Here is an 18718-nt window from a genome sequence, read left to right on the forward strand (position 1 = left end):
TCTTTAAATCTTGATTAATTGATTTTTACCCTTTATCTGACAATCTCAATATATCTCCAAAAACTCCTCTTGCCGTTACCGCAGAACCTGCTCCTGCACCTTGTATTACGATTGGCCTGTCTCCGTAAGATTCTGTATAAATTTCGAAGAAAGAATCAGATCCTTTTAATCCTCCTAAAGCAGTATCTGAAGGAACCGAAACTAATTTTACTTCCAGTATTCCTTTGTCATTTTGTAAATCTCCGGACAATTCACCAATGTATCTTAATACATGATTAGGCTTTTGATCTGCTTTTATTTTATCGTAAATCGGGTCGAATTCTTTTAGTTTCGTTAAGAAATCAGATACGTTTCCTTCACGTAAATGTTCCGGAATTAAATTCTGAATTGAAATTTCCTCAAACTCATTCTGCAAATCTAATTCTCTGGCTAAAATCAATAATTTTCTTCCCACATCATTTCCGCATAAATCCTCACGCGGATCCGGTTCTGTGTATCCGTTGTCAATTGCTTCTTGCAGGATCTCACTAAACGGAGCATCTTTTGCAGAGAAATTATTGAATAAATAACTTAATGTTCCTGAGAAAACTCCTTTTATTTTTGTGATGTTTTCGCCCGAAAGGTGCAATAATTTTATCGTGTCAATCAATGGTAAACCTGCACCAACATTAGTTTCGTATAAATAATTTTTCTGATTTTCTGCTAAAGATTTTCTCAGTTCTTTATAAAAACCGTAGCTTAATGTGTTGGCCACTTTATTAGATGAAATCAAGTCGAAACTGCTCTCAATCAAAGAAATATAATTTTCTACGAAAGTGGCACTTGCTGTATTATCTATCGCAATTAAATTTTCTAAATGATGTTGGTTCGCATAAGCAATCACATCATTGATGGTATATTCAAGACCGTCTTTCTGAATGTCATTTTTCCAGCTTGAAGTTACGCCATTTTTGTTTAAAAGCACTTTTTTAGAATTTGCAATTGCGAAAACATTCAATTTAATGTCTTTACGTTTTTCGATTGCAGCAGCCGATTCTAAAATCTGATTGATTAAAGTTCCTCCCACTAATCCGTGACCGAAAATGGCAATATTGATTTTCTTGGAAACTCCAAAAATCTCCCCGTGAATTACATTTAACGCTTTATTAAGTTCTGATTTTTTAACGACCAAACTCACGTTTTTACCCGTAACGGTATTGTTAAACAAAATTGGAACAATTTTATTCTTGATTAACGCAGTATAAGGTTTATGAAAAGTGCTTAAATCCTGACCAATAATCGAAATAACCGAAACATTATCTGTTACCGTAATCTGGTTTACATCTTTAGAATAAAAATCATTTTCGAACTCTTTTTCTAATTCGATCATGGCCGTAGTTGCTTTATCTGTAGCCACAACCAATCCGATTCCTCTTTCTGAAGAACCTTGCGAAATGATGCTTACACTGATATTATGATCGCCCATTACTTTAAAAATTCTGGCATCAACACCCGATTTCCCAAGCAATCCGCGCCCTTCAAGATTTACTAATGACAGATTCTCTAAAACCGAAAGGGTTTTGATTCCTTCTTTAGCTGAATCTGAAGTGATTAACGTTCCGCGATTTTCGTGATTGAATGTATTTAAAATACGAAGCGGGATATTTTTTTCCAGTAAAGGAATTATCGTTTTGGCATGCAGAATTGTTGCGCCAAAATTCGCTAATTCGTTCGCTTCATTAAAAGATAAAAATTCGATTTTTTTAGCATCAGCCACCAAATCAGGATTTGCCGTATAAATTCCGTCAACGTGGGTGAAGTTCTGAAGTTCTTCGGCATTTAAATAATTAGCAATTAATGATGCTGTATAATTACTTCCGTTTCTGCCTAAAGTTGTTGTATCATTATTATTATTTGAACCAATAAAACCGGTCACGATATTTACGGTTGAACCGTTATGCTCTTTGAAATAATTGATGACATTTTTCTTCGAAAGCTGCTCTAAAGGCTGTGCATCACCAAATTTTGAATCGGTTTTGAGCAATTCTCTTGAATCAACGAAATTAGCCGGAACTCCTTTTTCTTTTAATATGGCGGTTAATAATTTAGCTGAAAGCAATTCGCCTTTAGACAAAATCTGATCTTTGATTTTATTGCTGTAATCTCCAATTAAACTAACGCCTTCAAAAAGTTTCTCTAAAACATTAAATTCTTCAGATAAATCTACTTGTGGGTAATCAGATACCTGATAGGTTTTAAAATTCTCAAATAATGGTTTGTAATTTCCATTTTTAGCGGCAAGTTTCAAAATGTAATCCAATTCATCTGTTGCGTTTCCGCGAGCCGAAACAACAACAGCAATTTGCTCTCCCTGCTTTACTTTATCCGAAATGATTGAAACTACTTTGTTAAGTCCTTCTCCGTTTGATAACGATTTGCCTCCAAATTTTAATATTTTCATTTTATTTTTCTATTGTTTCTGCCTTAAAAATATCGGCAAGTAAATGATCTAATTGTTTGTACTCGATTAAAAAAGCGTCATGTCCGTGAACCGAATCTATTTCGCTGTAAAAAACATTGTCTTTAAACTTCTTTAATTCCTGAAAAGTTTCGCGATTTTCTTTTGGTGTAAAAAACAAATCAGAATTGATTCCGATAATATGAATCGCTGCATTTGTTCTGGACAATAACGTTTCGAAATTCTCACTATTTCTTGTAATATCTATGGTTTTAAGCAATTGGTTCATCAATTTATACGATGCCAATTGGTATCTCTTTTGCAATTTTTGGCCGTGATGTGCTAACCAGCTTTCTATATTAAAAATAGAGAGGTCATTATTGATCGTGCGTTGAAATTTTTCTTTGAATGATTCAGGAGAGCGGTAACACAACATCGCATGAATTCTGGCATCTTCTATAGGTTTTGAAGAATTGTTGAGAATTTGCTCTTGTAAATAACAATTCGCAATCATCCAGTCTGTCGATTTCCAGTCTGTTGCTATCGGAATTAAGTTTTGGGTAATGTTGGGCTCTAATGCGAGTATTTCCCAGGCAATTCCGCCGCCAACAGAGCCTCCGATGATGGTGTGTACTTGTGAAATATTGAAAGCTTCTAAACCTTTTATAAATATTCTGGCAATATCTCTTGTGGTAAAGTCCTGATAATTTTCTATTAAAAACGAATTATTCCCGTTACCAGGAACATCAAATGCCAATACGGTATATCTTTGGGTATCGATCGTTTTTTCGTCACCAATAAGGTCATTCCACCAGCCATTCTCACCCGTAACCTGAGCATTTCCGGTCAAAGCATGATTGACCAAAACGATAGGCGCGCTATACAGTGGTAAGCCAGAAAGGGTAAAACTTAATGGTAATGAAGGATATGATGCACCACTTTCTGTGATGAATTCCTGAATTATAATGGGACTTGGTATATTTTCCAATTTCAAATCTTTTTATTTTTGATTTGTATGTGGAAATATTAGAAAGAAAGTACTAGAGTGAAACTAGAAAATTCTTGTTGTTATCTTTCCACGTTTGGGCGTGGTAGAATGCAGCACCTTCTTCGATTTAACGAAGGGTTGCTAAGGATTCATCGGGTCTAATCCCTCGTCCTTTCTTTATAACATTTCAATACGTTTTTGAACTTAAAGGTGCAAATTAACTACTAATTTCTTAAACAAACAAATTTTATCGAAACTGATTGATCAATTTCTTAAATATAATTCAAACAAAAACTATTGTACGCAAAAAATTACCGAACATTTTGCCCAGTAAAATTAAGCAGGTATTCCCCTATTTTATGATACTTTTTGATTTAGATAAAAAGTGTTTCATTTTCTTTTGAGTACATCAAAAACAATAATGAGTTTGGCTCTTTTTTCTCTGCTGCCTTATCTGCTTCCGTGATTCCAAATCTAGGATGAACTAATTCATTTATTGGCGGCGGCGGATTGTTTCTTCTTGCTCTTAAGTTTTTCAATGTAGAAAAAGTCTTTGTTATGTAGTTTAATTTGCTCATGATATTTAAGTTTATGTTAGTTTGCGTTTTTTAATCTTTATTATTTGTTTAATTTTTTGTTATGGCAACCAAATGGAATAAAAAAACCCTTTTGGATTTGAATACCAAAAGGGTTTAAGTTTTATACAACTTATATATACTTTTAGTATCAACAGACGCGTACACAAATACGTGCGACATTAAACATCTTATTCATCTGTAGGGACTTATTCATCTGTGATTTACTTGCTATTTTAAAAAATTCCTGCATTTTTTTTATTTTATAAACTTCTCGAAACTATTGAATATTTTTACTTTATTCTTCTTTTCATTTAAATCAATAAGAAATAAAGTCATTCCACTTTTGTTCCAATCGACATAACTATTACTTAGAATTGCAAATCTACTTTTGGTAGTTTTGAGGTATTACAAATGTGCGAATATTTTTTCAATTACACAAGTGAAAATCAGCAAATTAATCTTAAAAAACGTTAAAAAACATCTTTTTATCGTTAAAAAACATCTTACAAATTTAAGATTTCAAAAAAACAATGTAAAAACTTACAAAAATATTACTAATGAATTTTCCTGTTTCATTATATCAAAGAACAACTAACTACTATTTGAAACCACTTACAGCCAAACTGCTTCTTTATTTTTAATTTTCTCAGCGACTTTCAGAATGTCAGTTATTATCCCTCTTGAAATAGCTTGTTTACATGCTGAAGCACTTTGAATCGCGATTGGAACATCTGCGTAAGATTGTGTATAAATTTCAAAAATGGTATCTGATCCTTTTAGCTGACCAATGGCTGACCAAACCGGTTCTGAAACTAATTTTACTTCTAAAGTATTTTTCTGTAAATCAAATTCACCTACATATCTCAGTACATGATTATCTGCCTGGGCTATTTTGGCAATTTTAAACGATTTATCGATCGCGTCTTTATTAAGAATTCCGTTTTTCTCCAGATGTTCTTCAGTAATAAGAGAATTAATTTTTATATCCGAAAAATCGAAATCTTTCCCTATCTCTCTCGTCAAAATCAATAGTTTTCTTGCTGTATCATTTCCGGATAAATCTTCTTTAAAAGTAGAGCGCATTAATCCGAGTAAACTTGCATCTTTTAAAAGAGAGGAGAAAGTAGCATCTTCAGTCGCGAATCTATTAAATACGTAACTCAGGTTATCTGAAAAAACGCCTCGTATTTTTGTTATTTTCTCGCCGGAATAGTACAAATCCCTTAAGGTCTGTAACACCGGAAAACCTGTATCTACTGATGTTTCGTATAAAAACTCTTTATCGTATTTTTTAAGATTTACCCTAATTTCTTTATACAAATCAATAGGCAATGTATTGGCTTTTTTATTTACCGCCACAATATTAAATCCGTTCTCGATGAGCGTATTATAATGATGAATTAACTCGTCACTTGCCGTTGCATCAACTGCGATCAAATTTTCAAATTCGTTTTCTTTGGCAAATTCAATAATATCCTGGACTTTAAACGGAACTGCCAATTCAAGAAAATTAGTTTCCCACGCATATCCTACGCCTTCTTTCTCGAAAAAAGCTACTGTTGAATTTGTAATTATTGGAAAGTGAAAGTCGACATTTTTACTTTCGAGAAAAAACTCCTGACTTTCTATAATTTGATTGATCAAAGTACTTCCGATATTCCCAATTCCAAAAAGGATGATATTTATTTTAAGCTTTGACATAATTTTTAATTTATTGGGGGTTAATTAAACCATATAAGTGATATAAGTAAACTTAAGAAAGAGCTGAAACTTTGCACACCGCTTAATATGAACTTATATCACTTATATGGTAAAAAAACTTTTATATTGATTAGTTTTTTATAAAAAATCACCTCTAGCAGAACTCACGCTACTAAAGGCAATTTTTCAAACAAAAAACAAAAAAACCTAATTTTTATTAATAGTGTATTGCGACTGAGTAACGCTTGCGAAAGCAGTCTGCAAATCAGCTATTAAATCCTCGATATCTTCAATTCCGACAGAAAGTCGGACTAAATCTTTTGAAACTCCTGTTTCTAATTGGTCCGCATCTGACAATTGTTGGTGCGTGGTACTTGCCGGATGAATAATTAATGATTTTGTATCACCAATATTGGCCAAAAGCGAGAACAATTTCGTTTGATCAACCACTTTTTTAGCGGCATCAAAACCACCTTTTAGTCCAAAAGTGATTACGCCACTTTGTCCTTTTGGTAAATATTGCTGGGCTAAATCATAATATTTATTGTTTTTAAGACCCGGATAATTTACCCAGACTACCTCATCTTGTTTTTCTAACCAGGAGGCCAGAGCCAAAGCATTTTCGCTATGCTTCTGGATTCGGATTGGTAAAGTTTCTAATCCCTGAATAATCTGAAAAGCATTGAAGGGGCTTAAAGCTGCACCAAAATCACGTAATCCCTCAATTCTGGCTTTTGCGATGAAAGCTGCATTTCCTAACGCTTCATGATATACTAATCCGTGATATCCTGCAGAAGGTTCTGTAAATTCAGGAAATTTTCCGTTTGACCAGTCAAATTTTCCGGCATCTATAATAACGCCTCCTAATGAAGTTCCGTTTCCTGAAATGTATTTGGTTAAGGAGTGAATTACGATATCTGCTCCATATTCAATTGGTCTCAATAAATAAGGTGTAGCAACTGTATTGTCTACAATAAAAGGCACTTTAAAGTTTTTGGCTTCTGCCGAAATTCCTTTCAGGTCTAATACATCTAATTTTGGATTTCCTAAAGATTCTACAAAAAAGGCTCTTGTATTTTCTTTAGCGGCTTTAGTAAAGTTTTCCGGTTGAGACGGATCTACAAACGTTGTCGTAATTCCTAAACGAGGTAAAGTTACATTTAGAAGATTATAAGTTCCTCCGTATAAGCTATTCGAAGCCACAATATGATCTCCGGCCTTTAGAAGTGTCAGTAAAGCTGTTGAAATTGCAGATGCTCCGGATGCTGTAACGACAGCTCCAATTCCACCTTCAAGTGCCGCAAGACGTTGTTCTAAAATATCGTTTGTTGGGTTGTTTAATCGCGTATAAATAAATCCGGTCTCGGCAAGACCAAATAAATTGGCTGCATGATCTGAATCATTAAAGACATAGGAGGATGTCTGATAAATTGGCACTGCTCTGGTTCCTGCATTTTTAGTAACATCGTGTCCTGCATGCAATGCGTTTGTTGCGAATTTTTGTGTGCTCATAATTTCTTAGTTTTTTAGGTATTGTTAATACTTATATATATTGTTATTTAAAAATAATTTTTAATTTGATTTAAACAAAAGATTTTCCGCTTCTTCTTCAAGATCATACATGTAAAACAGTAATGATTTCTGACCTTTTATATTCTGCTCTGCATTTATTCTTATAACTTCTCTTGTTATATCTTCTGATTTATTATTGTTTTTTTGAGAATCGTTTCTCAATAAATATTCTATTGCGATTGAATTTAATGTTTTCATAATTTAAAATTTAAAAGTGTTGAATTAAAAAAAGCCCTTTCGGATGGCTACCAAAAGGGCTTATAGTTCTAACTATAACAAAGATTTACTCTTTTACTTTTGGCAACAGGGATTTGGGATGCACATTTGCATCATCTCACAACATATCATCATATTATCCGCTATTGTTTTCATTTTATTTTATTTAAATATTAATTCTTTTTTAAACTCGACTAATTTGATAGAGTAAATATAGAAACTATTTTCAGAACTACCAAATTAAAAATTGATAATTAACACATTTTTTTTAGAAGCCTTGTAAATACTGGTGTTTCTCTTTATAAATTAGCCCACGGATTGTACGGATTAAACGGGTTTACACAGATTCTTTTTATCCTCTTCTATTGTCTCAAAAAATTTAGCCTCTCCCGATAGCTATCGGGATAAAGGTTTAAAATGATTAAAAAATCTGAGTAAATATTTTTAATCTGTGACATGTTTAATTGAAGCCAAAATAAAAAAAGTTAAGCCACAGTTTAAATGATTACAAAAAAAATCCGCGTAAACCCGTTTAATCCGTAAAACCCGTGGCCAATCTTCTGTTTTAGAATTTGAAACTTAATCTGGCGAAACCAAATCTTCCGTTCAATCCAAATTGGGATACTGCTCTTGAATATGCAAACTGATTGGCATTTGTTAAATCAGTGCTTGGCGCAGGAGACAATGTTGGCGTTGTATTGGTAAATGCAGGAGTTGACGGATTGTTTCTGTCCGGATAAACATCTCCTATATTATTAAACCCAAGTGTCAATCTGAATTTCTCATTGATCTGATATCCGAAAGATAAATCAGTAACAATTTTTGAGCTGTATTCAGGATGTTCGTACACTGATGATGAACCATCTAAATTTACATCTGTTGCTCCCGGATCGGTCACTTTTCCGAAATAACTGTTTCTTAAATAAATATCCAGTTTTTTGATATTGAAAGTGGTCATTAAATTTGCTTTCAATTTAGGAATTGCTTCTTCTAAATAAATTCTGCTTGATTCCGGGAAAAAAGAATATATATAAGGATCTCCACCTGCATCAATGATAGATTGAGGAACATTTAGCTTTCCTACTCTTTTGGTAGTATTATAACTTAAAGCAAAATCATTTCTGATGGTAAAATCCTGAATTACATCATATTTTTGAGAGATTACAACATCTATACCTTTAGTTTCAGAATCAATTCCGTTCGTCCAGAACGAAGCTCTTTCAACACCTTTTAAATCAAATGCCTGTTGAAACAAAGTCAATGCATCTTTTTGCTGTGGCGTTGTTGCTGCATTTATTTGCGCATCTGTAGGTCTGGCATATTGCCCTGTTAACACTACTCTTTCATTGATTCTTGTAAAATAAGCATCTGTTGCAATGGTAATATTTGCTTCAGGAATCTTGAATGTAAATCCTGTACTGATACTTTTAGATTTTTCCGGTTTCAGGCTTTCAACTCCAATACTTTTTGCCGCCTGGGAATCGTTTGTAAAATAACCTACCTGATAAGGCGAACCATTTATGAACTGAGTTGAACTTGCCTCAAAATATTTTTGCTGTAATGATGGCGCTCTAAAACCAGTTTGGCCGGAAATTCTCCAATTGATGTTATCGTTTAATTTTACAAGAGAAGCCAGTTTAAAAATCACCGTACTTCCAAAATCAGAATAATTCTCGTAACGAACCGCTCCGTTCAAAAGCCAGTTTTTAGTGGCATTCAATTCTAAATCAAGATAAGCTGCACCACTTTGTCTGTCTTTTTCTTTAGCATCAGATGGTTGAAATCCTGAGAATCCCTGTGCTCCTGCTCCACGTTTGTTTCCGAAAAAGTCCGTAACAATTAATGGCGAATTACTTGGCAGAATTCCCGGAACTATGTTTCCGTTTGTATCATATAATCCATAAGAAGCTTCTTCTCCTTGTTTGATCTGGTAATTTTCATATCTGAACTCTCCACCAAAAGCAACGTTTAATCCTTCTAAAACATCTAACTTTTTACTGAAATCTAAATTGGTTGTACTTTGCAAAAATGAAACTTTACCGGCATCAAAACTGGTACCCGAATTAGTTCCTAAAGTAGCATTGATGGTATTGTTGACATCATATTGAAAAGAGTTTGTTCCGAGGTTTGTACTAAGATCGGTATCAAAACCAAATAATTCAGTTGTTACTCCAACAGCAGAAGACGCATCTAAAATATTAGATTGTATTTCCGGCAGGAACCCGTTTTCATATACTTGCGTAAAAGTTCCGGAACCATTAGGAAGTCTGTTAAATGCATACGATTTACCATTTCTATACGAAACACCACCAAAAGAATATAAAGATGTAATCTCTGACACAGGATATTTAGCATTGTAATACAGCTGTCCTGAAGCCAGTTCTGACTGACCAACACTCATATTATAATCACTTCTTTCCTGGCCTCTATAGGCAATTTCATTATTGGTTACATCAAAATTCAAAGCAGTCTGCATTTGCGCTAATGTAGTAGCAGATGAAATTGCAGTTTGCTGTGCCGGTGTAAAATAACTTACCTGCGGTGCATATTGCTGTAATGAACTTATAATTTGTGCGGAATTTGGCGTGTTATTAATATTACTATACAATGAATTGATATTAACTCCATTTTGAGCCGCTCTGTTTTCGACAGCATTATAAGCATTAAAAATACCGTTATTTCTAATTCCGGCTCTGCTTGTTGCTTGTCTGGTTACGGCGCTTCCGGTAATATTCAGAAAACTTCCTGCTTTACCTAATGATGTTCCGTAATTTAAATCTACCTGTAAGTTCTGTCCGTCAGCGCCTCCTTTAAAATTATTAGATCCTGAAGATAAGTTGGTACCATACTGAATACCTCCTGAAATATACTTAGCATCTTTTTTTAATACAATATTAATAACGCCGGCGATGGCATCTGAACCGTATTGAGCTGCTGCACCGTCACGCAAAACTTCGATTCTTTCGATAGCAAATGACGGGATTGCATTTAGATCTGTTCCAACAGATCCTCTTCCCGGAGATCCGTTTATATTTACTAATGCGCTTGAATGTCTTCGTTTTCCGTTTACCAATATCAAAACCTGATCCGGTCCCAAACCTCTTAGTTGTGCCGGATCGACATGATCTGTAGCATCCGCCGTAGAAGTCGCATTACTGGTAAAAGAGGGCGCGACATAATTTAAGATCTGAGTAACGCTTGTTTGCGGAGAACCTTTCGTGATCTCTGAGATATTAAAAACATCTACAGGAACGGGAACATCAGTTTTTACGCGGTTTTTACTTCTGGATCCTACTATCGTTATTTCAGACAGTTCATTATTCTTTAGAGTATCCTGCTCTTTTTTATTATCCTGAGCATAGATTCCAGAAAATGTTAAAAGACCTAATGCGAGTGCTACATTTTTTTTCATTACTTTTTTCTGATTTATTATTATTTTGGTTTGAAAAGTGATTTACAATTTAATTTCTTTTTGAAACAAAAAAACCCCTGCGGTTTTGCAGAGGTTTCTATATATATGTTTTTGAACAAAAACTACAATAGTATCTCTGCGGAAGGCTCCGGCATCTTACAAGACATATTGCATACTGTTAATTTCATCTTTTCTGTTGTTTTGATGAGGCAAATTTGCAAACTATTTTTTAATCAGCCAAATAAAAACTGAAATAATTTCTATTACCCTATCAAAATAGTATGTTATGTTAAATTTCTTCTTATAAAATCAAAAAAATCAAAACTTTGATTTGCAAATCAAAATGGTTTTATACCTTTGCACGCGAATACAGAGGAAAAATTTGAACTGATTGCAACCTCTTCATAATGAAATGGTTCGTTATGAATACTGAAAGATTTTAATTTCAGTAGTAAAAAATGCTAAAGCAGACATTCTCCTTTAGCTCTTTTTAGCAATTTTTTTCCTCACTTAATTTTAATTTAATAAATTATTATGGCTTATTTATTTACGTCAGAATCTGTTAGTGAAGGGCATCCAGACAAAGTTGCAGATCAAATTTCGGATGCATTAATTGATAACTTTTTGGCATTTGATGCTGACTCAAAAGTAGCTTGTGAAACTCTTGTTACTACAGGTCAGGTAATTTTAGCTGGTGAAGTAAAATCGAATACCTATCTTGATGTTCAGCAAATTGCTCGTGACGTAATCCGTAAAATTGGATATACTAAGAGCGAATATATGTTTGAAGCAAATTCTTGCGGGATTCTTTCTGCAATTCATGAGCAATCAGCAGATATTAATCAAGGTGTTGACAGAGCTAAGCCAGAAGAGCAAGGTGCAGGAGACCAGGGAATGATGTTTGGTTACGCAACTAACGAAACTGAAAACTTCATGCCATTGGCACTTGATTTATCTCATAAATTATTACAGGAATTAGCAATTTTAAGACGTGAGAATAGTGAAATTACTTATTTACGTCCGGATGCAAAATCTCAGGTAACTTTAGAATATAGCGATGATAACAAACCAACTCGTATTGATGCGATTGTAATCTCGACTCAACATGATGATTTTGATGAGGAAGCTACTATGCTTGCTAAAATCAAAAAAGATATTATCGATATTTTGATCCCTAGAATCATTGCTAAAAATCCTGCTCACGCACATTTATTCAACAATAAAATCAACTACCATATTAACCCAACAGGAAAATTCGTTATTGGAGGACCTCACGGAGATACTGGTCTTACAGGAAGAAAAATCATTGTGGATACTTACGGTGGAAAAGGTGCTCACGGTGGTGGTGCATTCTCTGGAAAAGATCCGAGTAAAGTAGACAGAAGTGCTGCTTATGCTACACGTCATATCGCTAAAAACTTAGTGGCTGCAGGTGTTGCTGACGAAATCTTAGTTCAGGTTTCTTATGCAATTGGAGTTGCTGAACCAATGGGTATTTTTATCGATACTTACGGAACTTCTAAAGTAAATTTAACTAACGGTGAAATCGCTAAAAAAGTAGAAGCTATCTTTGATATGCGTCCTTACTTTATCGAGCAACGTTTGAAATTAAGAAACCCTATTTATAGCGAAACTGCTGCTTACGGACACATGGGACGTAAACCGGAAGTGGTAACTAAAACTTTTTCTGCTCCGGGAGGAAATGTAAAAACTGTTACTGTTGAATTGTTTACCTGGGAGAAACTTGATTTCGTAGACAAAGTAAAAGCAGAATTTGGATTGTAAATTTAGATTATTAGACTAACTTAGATTGTTAGATTTTTTTTGACAACTAGTTATTCTTAAACATAAAAAAGAGGCTTTCTAAAATTTTAGAAAGCCTCTTTTATTTTCAGTAATTTATATCTGTGTATTAATTCGACGCTGATTTTACGGATTTTATTTAATGTAAATATTATCTCAGTTCTAAAAATTAAAATAGAAGATTGATTCTATAGCTTAAGAAAAAAATCAGTTTTTATCTGCGTCTTTTAAACCTACAAAATTATCGCTCTAATTGTACATTGGGTAATGTTTTAGGACGATTGGCATCATTTGATAAAATCCATCCTGTACGGTACATCCACTCTGTCATTTTATGCAATTTCACGAAGTCAATATTTTCAGATTCATCCATTGGAGTATGGTATTGACTGTGTAAAACACTGGTATAGAAAACAGATGGAATTCCTCTTTTTGCATAAGGCAAATGATCTGAACGGAAATAAAAATATTCCGGATGTTCCGGTCTGTCCCAAAGTTTATCCAAATCGAATTTAGGACCTTCATCATTTGCTTTCTTGGCAATCGCCACTAAATCTGATGAGTTTTCGTGAGGAGAACTGGAACCTAAAAGAGCTGCCTGATTTACATTGTTTCTGCCAATCATATCTCCGTTTAATACTGCAATAATATCCTTTTCCGGAACTGTTGGGTGCGATGCGTACCATCTTGATCCTAACAGGCCTCTTTCTTCTGCACCGTGAAATACAAACAGAGAAGTTCTTTTTCCGGGTTGTTTCTTATACGCTCTTGCAATTGCTAACATTGCGACACAAGTACTTGCATTGTCATCTGCTCCGTTATAAATAGAATCCTGACCGTATTTTTGTCTTACTCCATCATGATCCTGATGTCCGCTAAAAAGTACGTATTCGTTTTTTAATTTAGCGTCAGTTCCTTCAATTTTACCTACTACGTTTACTGAAGGATACTTATAAGTTTCAGAAATTACTTCTGTAGACAAAAGGTCTTTGGTGCTTTTCAAATAAGCCAACTGATCATTATGTACCCAGAAAACCGGCATAGTTGATCCAATTTTATCGCGAACTCCTTCAATTCCGTAAATACCTCTTGTCATTTGTGGTTCGACCTGAGACCAGCTTTCTTCTGCCAAGGCATCTGCTACGAAAATAAGTGCTGACGCTCCTTTTTTTGATACAAGCTCATAGTATTTACTTCGAACAAGTCCCGGATAACGTCTTTCAAAAAGCGAAATATCATCTGCAATTCCTTCTTTCGAAGCTAATAAAACAACTGCTTTTCCTTTGATATCTGCTTTTTCGATTTCTTCTTTTGTTGCAGCTCCTAAATATACTAAAGGCGCATCGACTTTAACATTTGTGGTTTCAGCTACCAGAACATCTTTCCACAATTTATATTCTTTTTGTCCAATTTTGAATTTTGTATTTGGAGTCACCTGATGCCTGTACATATCAAAAAACTGAAAATACGTTCCATCATCACCGGCAGGAGCCATTCCTGCTTCTTTAGCCTTATTGGCCAGCCACATCGATACCTTTAACTCATCTAAAGTTCCGGCTTCACGACCATTAAAATGATCACCGGCCATCTGGTACATATCAGTTCTAAGGTCTTTATCTGTAATTGCTGAAACGAGTGGTTTTTTTATTGCTTGCGAAAAAGCTACTCCTCCACAGGCAATCAAAACGAGGATCATTTTATTTTTCATACGTTATTATTTAGTAACCCAAACTTAGTAATTTACAAAGAAAAAAAAGCTTATTTGTATTTGAAATAGTACTGAAATGCAAATTCAACAAAATGATCCTGCCTTTTTTTTGTCATTATTATTTTTATTTGCTTATCCCTTACAATTTAGCTTACTTTATATAAAATAACTGATTAAAAAAATGGGCAGACTTCCTTCGTTACAAAATGTTTTAAACGCAACACTAAAAACAGTTCTTAGATTTCCGTTAGAAACCATAACTGCCATTTTAGGCACTATTCTGGCAATAATTCTTAATGAGAAAGAATATAATGATCCTGACAACGAGCTTTATCGAAAGGCATTAATGAGCTGTTCTCTATGTCTTGTTTTATTTCTTTCTGTCAGTTTATTTTTCCTGGCTTCAAAAAAGAATACTATCCTGCGCTTCATAACCAGTTTTGTTTTTGGCGGTCTTATCGTTCTTTTTGTTTTTAATTTTCATGAATACATTACAGAAATAGAAATACAGCAATTTTTGGTACTTAATATTGCTTTGCATCTATTAGTTTCTTTTGCAGGTTTCTTGCCAAGGACTTATAATCAGGATGAATTCTGGGAGTTCAACAAGCAGCTTTTTCTTAGAATTTTAACTGCCGGATTGTACAGTATTGTACTTTATTCCGGTTTGGCACTGGCCATATTAGCCGTTGATAAATTGTTTACGGTCGAATTCTATGATCATATTTACTTTCACATCTTTTTTGTCATTGCGGGGGTCTTTAATACCATATTCTTTTTAAGCGGAGTTCCGGAAACGAATAACAGCCAGGCTCCATTGGTTCTGAATTATCCAAAAGGACTTAAAAACTTTACACAATATGTTTTGTTACCCTTAATAAGTCTTTATCTGGTAATTTTAATATGTTACGAGGCTAAAATTCTTGTTACGCTTTCCTTGCCGGTTGGCTGGGTTTCGTATCTTGTTTTGGTATTTGCTATTTTCGGGATTCTCTCTTTTTTACTGGTGCATCCCATTGCAACCGAAACTGGCAATCTATGGATGCGAACATTCAATCGTTGGTTTTACTTTCTGCTGATTCCGCTGCTTGCATTACTTTTTTGGGCGATTTTATACCGAATCAATCTTTACGGATTTACGCATGAACGCTATTATGTTCTCTTATTATCGATCTGGCTTTCTATTGTTGTGGCGTATTTTCTAATTCAAAAAAATCCTAAAATTAAGTTTATTCCAATAAGCATGTGTCTGGCCGGATTGTTTTCTATTGCCGGTCCGCAAAGTGCCAATTCTATTTCAAAATACAGTCAGTTATCCCGATTTGAAACGTACATGCAAAACCCAGATCACAAAAAACTAACTTTTGAACAAGAACAGGATTTGAGCAGCATTGTTTCTTTTCTGGAAAGCAATTATGGTATAGAAGTTATGGTTCCGTACGCCAAAACAAAACTTGAAGCGCTTCTTAAAAAAGAAAAAACTCCAAGTGATTCCGCAATAATGAAAGCTTTAGGATACGAATATAAATCTCCTTATGATAAAAAAGACAGTAAAAATGATGATTTTTATTATTACTATTATGACAATGACCAAAATGTGATCGAAAATATTAGGGGATATGATATGGCATTCAATATGTCTTCTTATGATAAAAATTTCGAATGTAAGGATTGCATAAAAATTGATAACAAAAACTATTCTGTTAGCTCTAAAGTTGAAAATTATGGCTTTAAACTACAGATTAACCAGGATATTGTTCCGCTGGAAATAAGTGCTTTTGTAAATAAAAATCCGGAATTTGAAAATTACGATTACAATTCAAATAAAAGAATAACTCAGGTAACAGAAACTCCAAAGTATAAAATTTTGATTACTTATCTCAGTGCAAATGGCAAGATCAAAAACAATAAAAAAATATTAAACAGCTATACTATAAAAGTGCTGGTAAAAATTAAGAACTAAAAAAAAAGCCTTTGAAAATAATTCAAAGGCTTTGTCATTTTAATACATTCCGTTTTGCATTTTACTTAATGTTTGTCGAATGTCTGCAGCAGTTTCTTCTTCTACATAATCGGTTAAATACTTAACCGCGAGAGTTTGTGTTGCGATTGCTTTTTCTTTCTGTCCGTCTTTATAATACAGCTGCGCCAGAGTATCCAGGTAATAAGTATTGTTTTTGCTGATCACCAAACTATATTCTGACCATGTAATTGCTGACTTTATAAAAGCAGTATTACCAGGTTTAGAAACTACTGTCCAGGCAGCTTCATTGCATAAGTTCGAGTGGTATTCCTTAAAAGCATTCCATCCGTTATACGAATATTCAGAGCTAGAATCTATCGAAGTAAACATGGTGTCTAATTTTTCAATAATACTTCCTTTATCTACAGCCAGATTAGCATTAAAATAAATACTGAATTCTTTTAAGTAATTCGTACTGGAACCGTCTTTATCCTGTACCTCAGCCAAATAAGTAAAATAGTTTTGATAACACTCAAAATTTCCTTTACCTGCAGCAATTAGTTTTTTATAAACTGCAATCGTTTTACTATCATCTTTTTCAGCAGTAACATTATTATCGGCAACATACTTATTTTGTTGTAAAGCTGTCGCAATTTCAGTATTAATACTGCCTATTATATGTGTTTCTCCTTCTCTTTCAGTAAATGCCAAACGTTCTGAATCGATGGCATCATAATGTTTTATCAAATAATCTATAGAAAGAAAATCAGTATCTGTTAGTATTTTATCGTCTTTAAAAAACTGTTTCGAGAATCCTTGGTTTTTAATTTCTTTTATAATCGTTTCTACCAGATACATATTGGGTTTTGTATCTTTTTGATGCGCTTCAATTAACTTTTTCCATATTTGCACCACCTCTTTTTTATCTACGGTATTCTTTACAAACTTAAACTCAGCCTGACTTTCATCAGTTGTTTCCTCATAGTCTGTATTATAATCATATGGTATTTCAAGAATTGCAACTTTATTAAAAGCAGCAATCAAATCAGCATCACTTGCTTTTTTATTCTTTATTGTTTTACTAAAAGCAGCTAATTTGTCCACTCTCTGCAACTTTGAATAGATAGCGTCATAATAATTAAACTGATATTGTTTCTCTTTTAAATTAGATTTTACCGTCGCTAAAATTTCTCCGTTATTATTCAAAATAATAAGACTTGGAGCATCTGTTATCTTATTTGCTTTAAGCCATTTCTTATCATCATCTGTAGCCAGATAATAATTGTATAAATCATATTCAGGATGATATGAATCATACATGCTGTAACCAAGCTGTGTTTCCTGATCTTTAACAGAAGCATCAAAATCAGCTTTTGCCGAAGGATTTTTGCTGTCAGCTACCACGACTAAAAACTTATTCTTGTCATTATTATTTGACAAAAGAGCACTTTTGAGATTGTTTTCTATTTTTAATTTAAAATCATAAACTTCCACTCCTGCAACGGCAGAATCCATTGCTACACCAAAATCATCACTTACCAAAGGTTCTTTTCCCGGATAAGTCCAATTTGTAACTGTCTTATTTTCCAGCGGAAGTACTTTTGACGTTTTTTCAGGCTGATTATCTTTGACATTACGAAAAACTAACGGATTCTTTCCTGACTGCTCTGCAATCATCAGCTCATTTGTTTTCTGATCAAAAAATCCGGTAATTTTTAAATCTCCTACAACATCCAACTGATACTTGATCGTAATCTCTGAAACATCTTTTGGTAAAGCAAATTTCGAAACCTTACTTTCTCCCCCATATTCTTCATAAACCAGATACAGGAAATCTGCCGGGTCAATTTCGAAATCTATATTAAGTCTGTCACCTTCCGGATTCACTTTATCTCTAATATCCGATAATCTCTGATATTGAACATCACCTGAACCTTTTTGTGTTCCTATATAAAAAGAATAGTAAGAGGGGTCTAAAAAGGTTACTTTGACTTTTTTTGCTTTTTTATCATTTTTAAATTCGAGTTCAAATCCATTTTCTTCTTTTATATTTGGAGTAAACAATAACGAATCGCCTTTGACTACATAATCACCCGAATAGAAAACCAATTCGTATTTATTATTTTCTAATAAATTCAACTTGATCTTTTGCCCGTTATTGGTAGACAAATAAGATCCTTTCTCAATTTTTTTTGTTTGAGAAAAAGAGACGGATATTAAACAAAAGAACGCTAAGGAACTCCATATAAAATTACGCATGCTTAAAATTTTAGTTGTTACAATTTCAGACAAAGATATTTCTTTCTTATTTAAAAAAACACCAAAAAGCACAAAGTTTTG

11 protein-coding genes and 1 riboswitch are annotated in these 18718 nt (G+C 33.7%); of the genes, 2 read left to right on the plus strand and 9 right to left on the minus strand.

From position 1 onward, the window contains the following. Window positions 1–25: 25 nt before the first annotated feature. From thrA to B0A67_RS16925, 7 genes are all read right to left on the minus strand, one after another. Window positions 26–2440, minus strand: coding sequence for a bifunctional aspartate kinase/homoserine dehydrogenase I (gene thrA / locus B0A67_RS16895; RefSeq protein WP_072954718.1), 2415 nt, complete (start codon window positions 2438–2440; stop codon window positions 26–28). A 1-nt stretch (window position 2441) separates the two neighbouring features. Then, window positions 2442–3431 carry an alpha/beta fold hydrolase gene (locus tag B0A67_RS16900; protein WP_072954720.1) on the minus strand — a complete coding sequence of 330 codons (990 nt, stop codon included), beginning with the start codon at window positions 3429–3431 and terminating at the stop codon, window positions 2442–2444. Window positions 3432–3502: 71 nt separating this feature from the next. Beyond that, a riboswitch (SAM riboswitch) is annotated at window positions 3503–3611 on the minus strand. Between the two features lie 188 nt (window positions 3612–3799). Continuing rightward, window positions 3800–4003 (minus strand): hypothetical protein, encoded by a 204-nt coding sequence (locus B0A67_RS16905; RefSeq protein WP_072954723.1) that lies wholly within the window; start codon window positions 4001–4003, stop codon window positions 3800–3802. 612 nt (window positions 4004–4615) lie between these two features. Beyond that, the gene (locus tag B0A67_RS16910; protein WP_072954725.1) at window positions 4616–5704 is read right to left on the minus strand and encodes a homoserine dehydrogenase family protein; all 1089 of its coding nucleotides are present in this window, start codon (window positions 5702–5704) and stop codon (window positions 4616–4618) included. A gap of 207 nt (window positions 5705–5911) precedes the next feature. Continuing rightward, window positions 5912–7216: an O-acetylhomoserine aminocarboxypropyltransferase/cysteine synthase family protein gene (locus B0A67_RS16915; protein ID WP_072954728.1), complete on the minus strand. Its 1305-nt coding sequence runs from the start codon at window positions 7214–7216 to the stop codon at window positions 5912–5914. Window positions 7217–7276: 60 nt separating this feature from the next. Next, entirely contained in the window at window positions 7277–7474 is a 198-nt protein-coding gene (locus B0A67_RS16920; RefSeq protein WP_072954731.1) for a hypothetical protein, read from the minus strand. Between the two features lie 583 nt (window positions 7475–8057). Continuing rightward, window positions 8058–10904, minus strand: a complete 2847-nt coding sequence (locus B0A67_RS16925) for a TonB-dependent receptor plug domain-containing protein (protein ID WP_072954734.1) — start codon at window positions 10902–10904, stop codon at window positions 8058–8060. Window positions 10905–11438: 534 nt separating this feature from the next. Between B0A67_RS16925 and metK the strand changes: the two genes are divergently transcribed. Continuing rightward, complete coding sequence (metK, locus tag B0A67_RS16930) at window positions 11439–12689, plus strand: methionine adenosyltransferase (protein ID WP_072954738.1); 1251 nt, start codon at window positions 11439–11441, stop codon at window positions 12687–12689. Between the two features lie 259 nt (window positions 12690–12948). On the opposite strand, the gene B0A67_RS16935 is transcribed toward metK, so the two are convergent. Beyond that, the gene (locus tag B0A67_RS16935) at window positions 12949–14415 is read right to left on the minus strand and encodes a M28 family metallopeptidase (protein WP_072954741.1); all 1467 of its coding nucleotides are present in this window, start codon (window positions 14413–14415) and stop codon (window positions 12949–12951) included. 181 nt (window positions 14416–14596) lie between these two features. Here B0A67_RS16935 and B0A67_RS16940 point away from each other — a divergent pair, with 181 nt between their 5' ends. Next, complete coding sequence (locus B0A67_RS16940; protein ID WP_072954744.1) at window positions 14597–16378, plus strand: DUF4153 domain-containing protein; 1782 nt, start codon at window positions 14597–14599, stop codon at window positions 16376–16378. Window positions 16379–16417: 39 nt separating this feature from the next. On the opposite strand, the gene B0A67_RS16945 is transcribed toward B0A67_RS16940, so the two are convergent. After that, a complete protein-coding gene (locus B0A67_RS16945) occupies window positions 16418–18637 on the minus strand; it encodes a hypothetical protein (RefSeq protein WP_072955558.1) in 2220 nt (739 codons plus the stop codon). Window positions 18638–18718 lie beyond the last annotated feature (81 nt).

Source organism: Flavobacterium aquidurense, from assembly GCF_002217195.1.
GTDB classification, from domain to species: Bacteria; Bacteroidota; Bacteroidia; order Flavobacteriales; family Flavobacteriaceae; genus Flavobacterium; species Flavobacterium frigidimaris.

Excerpts from the sequence above, each read along its gene's own strand:
- thrA (WP_072954718.1), bottom strand. The coding sequence starts at position 2,440 with ATGAAAATATTAAAATTTGGAGGCAAATCGTTATCAAACGGAGAAGGA.
- B0A67_RS16905 (WP_072954723.1), bottom strand. The coding sequence starts at position 4,003 with ATGAGCAAATTAAACTACATAACAAAGACTTTTTCTACATTGAAAAAC.
- B0A67_RS16910 (WP_072954725.1), bottom strand. The coding sequence starts at position 5,704 with ATGTCAAAGCTTAAAATAAATATCATCCTTTTTGGAATTGGGAATATC.
- B0A67_RS16915 (WP_072954728.1), bottom strand. The coding sequence starts at position 7,216 with ATGAGCACACAAAAATTCGCAACAAACGCATTGCATGCAGGACACGAT.
- B0A67_RS16920 (WP_072954731.1), bottom strand. The coding sequence starts at position 7,474 with ATGAAAACATTAAATTCAATCGCAATAGAATATTTATTGAGAAACGAT.
- B0A67_RS16925 (WP_072954734.1), bottom strand. The coding sequence starts at position 10,904 with ATGAAAAAAAATGTAGCACTCGCATTAGGTCTTTTAACATTTTCTGGA.
- metK (WP_072954738.1), top strand. The coding sequence starts at position 11,439 with ATGGCTTATTTATTTACGTCAGAATCTGTTAGTGAAGGGCATCCAGAC.
- B0A67_RS16935 (WP_072954741.1), bottom strand. The coding sequence starts at position 14,415 with ATGAAAAATAAAATGATCCTCGTTTTGATTGCCTGTGGAGGAGTAGCT.
- B0A67_RS16940 (WP_072954744.1), top strand. The coding sequence starts at position 14,597 with ATGGGCAGACTTCCTTCGTTACAAAATGTTTTAAACGCAACACTAAAA.
- B0A67_RS16945 (WP_072955558.1), bottom strand. The coding sequence starts at position 18,637 with ATGCGTAATTTTATATGGAGTTCCTTAGCGTTCTTTTGTTTAATATCC.